Source organism: Leptospira fainei serovar Hurstbridge str. BUT 6 (genome assembly GCF_000306235.2).
In the GTDB taxonomy this organism is placed as follows: domain Bacteria; phylum Spirochaetota; class Leptospiria; order Leptospirales; family Leptospiraceae; genus Leptospira_B; species Leptospira_B fainei.
Genome location: NZ_AKWZ02000002.1, coordinates 569,617 through 579,278 on the forward strand (window position 1 = coordinate 569,617; position 9,662 = coordinate 579,278).

The 9,662-nt window shown below is 43.8% G+C and carries 9 protein-coding genes; 7 read left to right on the forward strand and 2 right to left on the reverse strand.

The annotated features are described in order from the left end of the window. The first annotated feature begins 60 nt into the window (after positions 1 to 60). The gene (gene nadE, locus LEP1GSC058_RS04075; protein WP_016548112.1) at positions 61 to 1,959 is read left to right on the forward strand and encodes an NAD(+) synthase; all 1,899 of its coding nucleotides are present in this window, start codon (positions 61 to 63) and stop codon (positions 1,957 to 1,959) included. Between the two features lie 39 nt (positions 1,960 to 1,998). On the opposite strand, the gene LEP1GSC058_RS04080 is transcribed toward nadE, so the two are convergent. Next, positions 1,999 to 2,703, reverse strand: coding sequence for an LIC_20245 family lipoprotein (locus tag LEP1GSC058_RS04080; RefSeq protein ID WP_016548069.1), 705 nt, complete (start codon positions 2,701 to 2,703; stop codon positions 1,999 to 2,001). Between the two features lie 117 nt (positions 2,704 to 2,820). Here LEP1GSC058_RS04080 and LEP1GSC058_RS04085 point away from each other — a divergent pair, with 117 nt between their 5' ends. The 6 genes from LEP1GSC058_RS04085 to recJ all read left to right on the forward strand — a co-directional run bounded on the left by LEP1GSC058_RS04085 (position 2,821) and on the right by recJ (position 8,572). Next, positions 2,821 to 3,543, forward strand: a complete 723-nt coding sequence (locus LEP1GSC058_RS04085) for an LIC11073 family putative lipoprotein (RefSeq protein ID WP_039948008.1) — start codon at positions 2,821 to 2,823, stop codon at positions 3,541 to 3,543. Continuing rightward, entirely contained in the window at positions 3,540 to 4,283 is a 744-nt protein-coding gene (rsmI, locus tag LEP1GSC058_RS04090) for a 16S rRNA (cytidine(1402)-2'-O)-methyltransferase (RefSeq protein WP_016548233.1), read from the forward strand. The genes LEP1GSC058_RS04085 and rsmI overlap by 4 nt, the downstream gene beginning before the upstream one ends. 18 nt (positions 4,284 to 4,301) lie before the next feature. Next, on the forward strand, positions 4,302 to 4,625 hold the full coding sequence (locus LEP1GSC058_RS04095; RefSeq protein WP_010418295.1) for a flagellar biosynthesis anti-sigma factor FlgM: 324 nt from the start codon (positions 4,302 to 4,304) through the stop codon (positions 4,623 to 4,625). An 82-nt stretch (positions 4,626 to 4,707) separates the two neighbouring features. Next, positions 4,708 to 5,877: an iron-containing alcohol dehydrogenase gene (locus LEP1GSC058_RS04100; RefSeq protein WP_039947956.1), complete on the forward strand. Its 1,170-nt coding sequence runs from the start codon at positions 4,708 to 4,710 to the stop codon at positions 5,875 to 5,877. A 467-nt stretch (positions 5,878 to 6,344) separates the two neighbouring features. Further along, the gene (locus tag LEP1GSC058_RS04105) at positions 6,345 to 6,665 is read left to right on the forward strand and encodes a bactofilin family protein (protein ID WP_039948009.1); all 321 of its coding nucleotides are present in this window, start codon (positions 6,345 to 6,347) and stop codon (positions 6,663 to 6,665) included. A gap of 2 nt (positions 6,666 to 6,667) precedes the next feature. Next, complete coding sequence (gene recJ / locus LEP1GSC058_RS04110) at positions 6,668 to 8,572, forward strand: single-stranded-DNA-specific exonuclease RecJ (protein ID WP_016547823.1); 1,905 nt, start codon at positions 6,668 to 6,670, stop codon at positions 8,570 to 8,572. 256 nt (positions 8,573 to 8,828) lie between these two features. On the opposite strand, the gene LEP1GSC058_RS04120 is transcribed toward recJ, so the two are convergent. Then, on the reverse strand, positions 8,829 to 9,662 hold an 834-nt coding region (locus tag LEP1GSC058_RS04120; protein ID WP_016548171.1), incomplete at its 5' end, for a transposase.

A 9,662-nucleotide genomic window follows, 5' to 3' on the forward strand; every position in this document is an offset into this window, starting at 1 on the left:
CATTCTCCGCTTTGAAAAAAGGTTTTCTCCTGCCGCTCGGTCGCAGAGACTGGGGAGGAAATGCCCATCTACCGTTGTACGGCCGTAAGCCTCAGAACGACCCCGCTTGATTTCAAAGGAAATCGCGAACGAATTCTATCCGCATTAGAAAAATGCGAAACTTCTTCGATAGTCTTATTTCCGGAACTTTCGTTAAGCGGCTACGGTTGCGAGGATGCGTTCTATTTTCCTTGGGTCTGGGAACATTCATGGAAAAGTCTAAAGGAAATCGCTCGAGCAGTCGGCGAAAAAACGGTAATACTGGGTTTGCCTTTTTTTCAAAGCCCTTACTTATTTAACGTCGCAGCTATCTTACGAGACGGGGAAATCTTGGGTCTGGTACCCAAGCAAAATTTAGCCCAAACAGGCGTTCATTACGAAAACCGCTGGTTTGTCAAAGGAGAAGAAGCCGGATCTTATGCCCTCTCTCCCGATGGACAAGAAATTCCTTTCGGATCCATGATATTTGAGACGCAAGACTTCGATTTTGGAATCGAAATCTGCGAAGATTCCTGGGTTCAAACTAGACCGGGTCAGACATTAGTGGATGCCGGCGCCGACCTGATTCTTTCTCCCGGCGCGTCTCACTTCGCATTAGGAAAACAAGATATAAGAAAACGGTTATTCGGCGAGGCTTCCAGAAACGGCGCCGGTGCAATCCTGTACGCGAACCTTGACGGAAATGAATCCGGAAGATTGATTTTCGAAGGCGGTTCTTTAGGATTCAGAGAAGGGGAATTGGTCGCGGAAGGACCAAGATTGCATTTTACGGATTTTGAATTAACTCATTTGGATCTAGATCCCCAGGATTTGCGAACGCGACGAGCGCGCAATTTCCGTTCTTCCGGAACGAAAGAATTTCGATCCAAAGGTAGAAACCTTCAACGAATTCGAATTTCTGAATTAGCTTTATCTAATGAAATCAAGAACCCTTCCGTGAAAATTCAAGATTTTCCGACTCAATCATTTCAGGATTTTACTAGAGCAACTTCCCTGGGTCTCTTCGATTATCTCAGAAAATCAAAGACAAAAGGATATACTCTCTCTTTATCGGGCGGAGCCGATAGCGCGGCCTGCGCTCTCTTGGTTAAAGCAGGTATTCTAATCGCTGAATCGGAATTGGGGGGTTCTTTTTTAAAATCGATCGGTCTAGATAAGAATCATCTACTCTTTACTCTTTATCAAGGAACGGAGAATAATTCGGAATACACTCGCGAAAGTGCGGAGAATCTAGCCGCCGAATTAGGGGTTTCATATTCCGCAATTGAGATCGGTTCCGAAGTATCCGCGATGATCGAAAAAATTTCCGGAGTCGTAGGCTATCCCCTAGATTGGAAACATCATAATCTGGCTCTGCAAAATATACAAGCAAGAGTCCGCTCGCCTCTCATCTGGCTCCTAACGAATCTCAACGGTCATTTGCTTTTATCCACGGGAAACCGAAGCGAAGCCAGCGTAGGATATACGACGATGGACGGAGATTCATCGGGCTCTGTCGCTCCGTTAACCGGTATCAGTAAGGAATTTTTATTAGGGTGGTTGGCACATGTTTATTCCGGCAAAGACCATGTTCTTCCTGCCATAAAATGCCTAGGCAGAATTTTAGAATCGAAGCCTACCGCCGAGCTAAAACCGTTGGAAGAACATCAAGAAGACGAAACCGATCTTATGCCCTATCCTCTTTTACAAAAATTAGAAGAATCCTTTGTTTTACTCGGACGAGCCCCGGAAAATTTGAACGCAAGCATTTCTTGGGCAGATGCCAAACAAACCGAAGAAGGAGTACGGAAATTTCTGCGTCTTTTCCCGGCTAGCCAATGGAAGCGGGAAAGGCTTCCGCCGTCCTTTCATCTAGATTCCTACGGCTTGGACCCTAAATCTAGCTTTCGTTTTCCGATCTTGAGCGAAATTACATTTTGATTATTTAAGAGATCAACAAATCGATCCGGATTAAACTGTTTATTTTCCTATTTGCTCAAAAGACTTCCGTTTATCCTGTTGAACCTGGTCAAGTTGTTGGACCATCGATTGGCGAATTGCCTCCAACTTCTTTTCCTGCTCTTCATCGCCGGAACCTTTTTGTAGATCCACTAAATAGGTGACGATATCCAAGCGATCTTTGGCTTGCTTTTCCATAAAATCGTAATATGTAACGGTCTGCTCTCGTGAGGCTGTTCGTCCCAAAACGGCTCTTGTCGCCTCGGAAACCGTCTGTTCAAACTGCTTTCGCTGTTCTTTTTCTGCGGGACTTAACTTAGAAGGAATCAAGGAGTTTCCGGGAAAACGTTCCTTTAATTGCTGGAAACGATCCATTTCTTCATTCGTATAAGGCTTACCGGTTTGAGGATTTACCGGATTATCCGCATCGGCTGCATCCGGTCGATTTTCTTGCCCGGATTCTTGCTTTTCGGTTTCTACATATTCTCCTTTTCCTGCCCGAAAGAAATCAGAGTCAAAGACAGAACCTGCAGCTCCGGCAGTTCCAGCGGAACCGGAAGAAGAACGAGAGCCTCCACCCAAAAGACTGCTAACGGCATCCAATTCTCCTTTCTTTCGGCTTGCTTCGCCGCCGGAATCATCTCCGTTAGTAAAAAGAAAGGTAATTAGTAGGATAAAAAATACGATAAACCCGCCGATAAATAAAAATTTACGAATACCGCCCAAGGTTTCTTCCTCTCTTTTTTTTGTTGTAAGACCGTCCGAAGAGGGAATCCTATCCCCGTGGGTCGTATTTTTGGGATCTCATACCACCGGAATCCGGGCAACCTAAAAACCCGGAAAATCCTGACAGGACTCGGCTCGCTGGTTCTGATTTTTTACGTGAATACTTGCGGCACAAATACCGAAGTAGCCCAATCCCCTTTCGTATTCATTACGCCGGTAAGTGTTCCGCAAGTTTATAGTGTGCAAGCTACAAATCCGGGAATGGATGATTTTTTCAATATAATCGATCCACTGTATTCGATCAATTACGCAAATTATAAACCTAATTATTTACTCAAATATTATATTTCGAATTTGGAACCTCAATTCGTCGGCTATAATTTATATATTACTTCGGCAACGCCTTCGATAGCCGAAACCTCTACTGGCGGCGGCTTGTATTTGGAAAACGGAACGCAACCGTCTTTTCCGCAATTGGCGGTCCAGGCTTCCACGACCACATTGACAATCCATCGAATTAAGAATTTTATTCCCCCGCCAGGAATAACCTCCTTTCAGAAATGCGAGGTTTATACATTCACGTTACGCGCACTTCTAAATTCGGGAGTTACGTCGAATCAATCAACGCCAGTATCGAGGTGCAGTTCACTTCAGCCCGCCACTGAATGCGGTTCGGACACGAGTTGTAATCCTACGTACTGCCAAGATCCGGCTTGCACTGCGACCGTTCAAGCGACGTGTTCGATAGGAACCATTTGTAACCCTTGTCTTTATCCGAGTTTAGCAAGTAAGGGATGTCCTTGCCCAACCGGGACCCTTCCGCCCGGTTGCAATTTATGAATCAATCCTGGGAATCCAGGTTTAAAATCATTCCGGGAACTGCGTACGTCGTTGCGACACCTATCGGGAACCTGGAGGATATCACGCTCCGAGCAATCGAAGTATTAAAACAATCCGATACGATTTATTGCGAAAACGCGACTCATAGTAGAAGACTATTGCAAACCTTCGGAATCCGGACCGTTTCTAAAACTTTATATAAGGATCAATCGGAGCAACCCTTCGCTGGAATTATCGAAAATCTCAGATCCGGACAAACCCTTTCCCTAATATCGGATGCCGGTACGCCTGGCGTTTCCGATCCTGGATCCCAATTAGTTCGCGTCCTGCGAGCGAATGGCATTTCAGTTATACCGATTCCAGGACCGAGCGCTCTGACTGCGCTTCTTTCCGTTTCGGGTTGGCAAGTACAGCCTTGTATTTTTCTAGGATTTCTCTCGGAAAAAAAAGGGAGGAAACGAAATCAGTTAAAGGAGTGGGAAGAGTTTGAGGGAGTTCTTGCTCTCTTTGAATCGGTGCATCGAATCCGAGATACGCTCGCAGCAGCCAGAGAAATTTTCCCTCGATCGGAACTGTTGCTCGGTCGAGAACTCACTAAAATGCATGAAGAAATCATAAAAATTTCCCCCCAGCAGACCTTAGAAACGGTAAAATTCGCAGAAAAAGGGGAATTTGTTCTACTAATCCAAGGAAATATAAAAAAAATGCTTAACGGACGTGTCGGGGTTGCCGATACTTAGGAGTGAGAGGGAAATCCAATGACCATTGACAAAGTAGGCGGCATCAGTGGCGGTTCCTACGAGCCTCGTAAACCGACACCTGTAAGGAAAAACGAAGCCAAAGAATCTTTCGATAATATATCTATTTCAGACACAGCCAAGCAAAAGGCGTCTGAAGCTCGTTTGCAAGCCGAAGTACAGACAATTTCGCAAAAGATCGTCTCATCTCCAGTAGACTCCGAGCGCTCTGCCAAACTTAAGGAAGTCAAAGAGAAACTTAAGAATGGCGAATATGATACTCTTAGTCCAGAGATCTTAAATGCGGTTGCAGATCGTATCGCCGAATCGTTTCTCGGACGCTGATTTTTCCTTAAACCCCGGAATGATTCCCTTGTATTCCGGGCTTCTATTCATCTCCCCGTTCTGATTAGCGGGAGGACCGCAGGTGCCGATACTCCCCGACTGGATCAATTTTAGTTTTCCCACCAAAGTCCATTTTGAGGCCGATTGCGGATTCAAAATGGGTAGTTTTGTAAAGAATATAGGCACACGAGCCGTCATACTTTCTACTCAGAACGAGTTGGAAAACATGGACGAGTTTTCCATTATTAAGACTTCCCTGGAAAAGCACATAGACGGTGTGATTCTTTATGATAATATCGAAAAGGAACCTACATTAAAAGAACTGGATACTGCTGCCTACTTCGCGAGAATATCGAACGCAAATTGCATTATCGGTTACGGTTCTTATGAAAGTCTTAATGCGGCGAAGTTAGTCTCCCTGCTTGCAACGAACGATACTTTCGCCGAAGATATCTTCGTAGCGAAAAGAGTCCCTAAATTAAAAAGACCGGTTCCTTTGGTTTTGATACCGACCCATCCGATTATGGGCCTGGAGTGTGCGCCTATCGCTACCATCTACACGGACGAAGACAGGACGGTCCGTTATTTTACTCACGAATATCTTTTTCCGGAATTGGTAATCGCAGACGCTAAAATCGGTGCGTTCATGACGTCGGCGGACGTCGCGAAAGTCGGAGTGGGAATTTTAGCCGCTGCAGTTGATAGCATTTTATCGAAATATTCGAACGAACTTACAAACTCTTCCGCGCTACGAGCAATCGAAATTATTTATAAAAACTTAGTACCTGCGATTCGGGATCCGAAGAATTTACAATATCGTAATGCAATCTTTGGAGCAAGCTTACTTGTAGGAATGTCCCACTCCTCGAGTTCCCTCGGCCTTTGTTACGCTTTATCTTTGGCCTCTTCGAATTTAACGAACCTGGATATTTTCCAAGCCATGTCGATTCTGCTTCCTCACGTAATGGAATATAATTTGACCTCTTCCGCCGGAAAATACGTTTTGATCGCAAAAGCATTAGATGAAGATATTTCCAATATTTCAGTAATCGAGGCTGCAATTAAAGCGGTTGAGGGTATCAGAAAAATTTATATCGAGTTGAAGATTCCTCAAAGACTCTCGGAATATGAAGTAAGAAAAATCGACCTTCCTGGAATTGCCAGTTTAGCCTCCTCATTTCCTTTTCTAGACTGCTTACCGCGTGAATTACCCAAAAACGAAATTGAAACGATTTTAGTAGCGGCCTTTTAAGATCCCATTTTTCCCGGTGGTGGAGATTGAATTGGAAAATTCCCGCCCTTCCTGGGTGGGGGCCGGGGGTGGTTTTACGTTAAAAATCGCTATCACGAAATGTACGAACAGTCAACAACTTCTCTAAGGAAAGCGTGTAGGAGCTCCTACGGAAAAACCGGTAAGAAAAAGGGTTTCCCAAAATAAGAAGTTATGATAATGAAAGCTTCAGTGGCCGCAAGGTACCACCGACCAGCCCCCGCCCAAGACGGGTTGTACCGGTGGGGAATCCTTCCAAATCCGCCCGAAGCGCAAAAGAAAAATTCGACTTCATGTCCGCGGGCTCGGAGCTTACTAAACAATTTTTATCATACTCGAACAAAATCTGAGATGTCACTTGCGACTGCTGACTTTAATATTCCGAAAAAAACTGCGTAAATTAGGGAAAAACATTTGAAAGACACCTCTAGAAAATCAAAATGGAACCGATGAACGAAGAATCTATCGACACAGTAATCGGCGACGATATCCAATTTAGAGGTAAACTTCGCTTTAATAATGCCTTAAAAATTAAAGGAATGTTCAAAGGCACGATAGAAACATCCGGCACATTGATCGTCGGAGAAACAGGACAAGTAGAAGCCGATGTGGAGACGGGAACCTTAGAAGTGGAAGGCGACTTAAAAGGCAATATAAACGCAGTTCAAAAAATCTCAGTGCGTAAGACCGGAAAAGTAGTCGGGGATGTCCGGACTCCCGATTTAGAAATTGAATCAGGAGCAAAATTTAGCGGAAATTGTATCATGTAACCATGCCCCAACATGGTCTTTCACTTTCTGAACTTTCTTCTTCGGCTATCCCTGGTCTAAGTGCGCTCCAATCCCATCTATTTCGAATTCGGTTTCGACAAGACCAGCCTAGGCTAACTCATTTAAGTTATCGTTACGAAGACCTCCCCTCTCCATTTTTATTACCTGATTTAGAAAGCTCTTTAGAACTTATCCGGCGATTTATAAAAGAAAATAAGACAATCCTCTTATTTGGAGACCGCGATAGCGATGGAGTCAGTTCGACGAGCTTGCTCGGTTCCTTTTTGAGAAAAGTCCATTCGGGAAATCTAATTATTAAAACTTCCAGCAGCGAAGATTACGGACTCTGCGCTCCGGCAATGAAGTTTATTCGAGATGCTAAACCTGATCTTTTAATTACTTTGGATTTCGGAACTAGTAATAGTTCCGAAATTGAGGAACTCACAAAAGAAGGAATTCAGGTCATCGTTCTAGACCATCATGAAATCCCGGCGCAGATCTCTCCATCGGGCAAACTGATCTCTCCTAAGCGCGGCGATTCTAGATATCCTTACGAAAAAATCTGTACATCCGTGATCGCTTGGAAATTAGTTACCGGCTGGCTTTACGAATCTCTAAAGGAATCGAGCCAATACGTCTGGGTCAAAGATACCGAAACTTTATTCGAAGGATCTCTCATTCATAAGGGAGTGCGCCTATTTCAAGGTGATAGAGCTTCGGCGGAAAAAATATACCCTATTCCGTTTGTCGATTGGCAAGAACGCGTTAATGAAGATTATCCGGAACGAAGCGTATTTTTTTCTCAAATTTCAAGATATCCTGGAATCCTCAACGAGATCTTGATGAATTTGGATTTAGCCGCAATCGGGACGATCACCGACATGATGCCATTGACGGGAGAGAATCGTATCATCGTTCAGCGTGGCTGCGAAACTCTGCAGAAAATAAGAATGGGCGAATACACCCATAGGCCCGGTCTTAACCAGCTGATGAAACAGCTCGAATTGAGTAAGAAGAAAATTACTTCCAAAGACCTTGGCTGGAGCATCGGCCCCGCGTTAAATGCCGCGGGACGAATGCATAAGACGGAAACAGCTTTGAAACTTTTACTCAGTGAATCCGAATACGAGGCTGAATCTCTATCCAAGGATTTATTAAAACTGAACGAAGAAAGAAGGGAGAGGACGAAACGTAATTTATTTAGAGTCGACGGTTTTTTAAAAAGAAAAAAGGAAAGAACCGAGCGTCCGGTAATCTTTTGTTACGAACCGGATTTCGAACCCGGCGTATCCGGAATTGTTGCGACTCGTTTAGTCGAACAGTATCGACGCCCCGTCATCTTTATTGCTCCGGATCACGGTCACGCAAAAGGAAGCATCCGAGCCTACGGATCGGAAAATGTTCTCAATTTATTAAAGAAAGCCGAGCCGATTTTTCAACAATTCGGCGGTCATAAGGAAGCTGGAGGCTTTTCCTTACCTATCGATAAAATTCCGGAGCTTGCGGAAATTTTATTCAAGGAAGCGGAACTATGGCTAAAAGAAGAAAAAAATCTGTCCGTACAGGATGTGGAAGAAAGCATCGTCAGCCTCTACCCTGCGGAGTTAAAGGATTCCATCCATAAGGAATTGGGAATATTTGAGCCATTTGGCCAAGGCAACCCGACCCCAATTATCTCCGTAAAAGAAGCAAGAATCCTATCTTACCGACCTCTCTCCGAAGGGAAACATGCAAGATTTAAATTATTGTCCGCCTCAGACTCAATTCATTGCATTATCTGGAATCGAGCGAGCGAATTCTCGGAAATTCTCCGGGATAAGGGGAGCCTAGATTTGTGGGGATACCTGGAAGAAAATACGTTTCGTGGCAAGACTACATTACAATTTGTAATAACTGCTTTCTCTTAAAAATCTTCTAAGCCCAACCCATCCGCTACAATGCCAATTTCGCATAGCGATCCTGCTTAACTGCTGGAACTCATACAAAAATTCGGCTTAAAAAACGGATTGAAGAAATTGCGCTTATCTGATACGTCGTTTTCGAACGAGTACCACCGATCCGGCCCCCAGAGCCTGTTGAAAAAGAGGCCTGGTTTGTCTGAAAATTCTTCTTCCTCTTTAAAGCGAATGGCAAAAAGAAGAAAGGACTGCCGTAGCAGATCGTTTAAATATACCGAAATCCGCAAATTTTTCCTATGTTGTGAGCGGAGCATCTTTCGGACCATTCAAGAGAAACTTTTTCCAATCCTTTTGTCATGAATCTATTTCCTGCACGAGATCCTTTCATTGCACCAAAGACGCCTTCAATCGAAGAAAACCGTTTGGCATAAATTTTTCTCGATTTCGGGTTTTGTAACTTTTTGCGCATTTCCATCGTGTAGAAATTATTCAGCTCGCTCGGATGGTAGTTTTTACTTGGACTTAAATGAATGTAGTTTCTTCTCAAGTTATTAGAATTCACCAAAATGGATTTAGATCGACCTTTTGTGCAGAAATGTTTCAACTTACAGCCGTTGCAACCCGTCGATCTGTAATCCGAATAACTGTATTGTCCATGAAGATACTTTTCGGATCGGAATTTAAGTGTTCTGCCCGATGGACAGACGAAGTTGTTGGCTTTCTTTTCATAGATAAATTTGATGAACGGAGGCCTTCGTTTGGAGAAATCGGTAACTTTTGGGATCTTCCCTGCTTGAAATAACCTTGTTACTTTTTGATCGGGACAATAAAGATCGAAGTCTTTTAATCTCTGGAAATTACTTTCGCTTGCATAACCGGCATCTAAGACATATTGAATTCTATTTAAATCTTGTTTTTCCGATCTTAAGAATTCGTAGCAAGATTCGACTTTTCGAATCATTTTCTCCGCAAACTTAGTATCGGATTGTTCCGTTTCCACACTGTGAGAAATGATCATGTTGGATTTGCAATCGACCGCCGCTTGAGCATTGTAACCTACCAGGAATACGTTTCCTTTTTTCTGTAGATCGCAATCTCT

Coding starts and splice junctions, on each gene's coding strand:
- rsmI (WP_016548233.1), top strand. CDS start 3,540: ATGAATCAATCCTGGGAATCCAGGTTTAAAATCATTCCGGGAACTGCG.
- LEP1GSC058_RS04105 (WP_039948009.1), top strand. CDS start 6,345: ATGAACGAAGAATCTATCGACACAGTAATCGGCGACGATATCCAATTT.
- recJ (WP_016547823.1), top strand. CDS start 6,668: ATGCCCCAACATGGTCTTTCACTTTCTGAACTTTCTTCTTCGGCTATC.
- LEP1GSC058_RS04095 (WP_010418295.1), top strand. CDS start 4,302: ATGACCATTGACAAAGTAGGCGGCATCAGTGGCGGTTCCTACGAGCCT.
- nadE (WP_016548112.1), top strand. CDS start 61: ATGCCCATCTACCGTTGTACGGCCGTAAGCCTCAGAACGACCCCGCTT.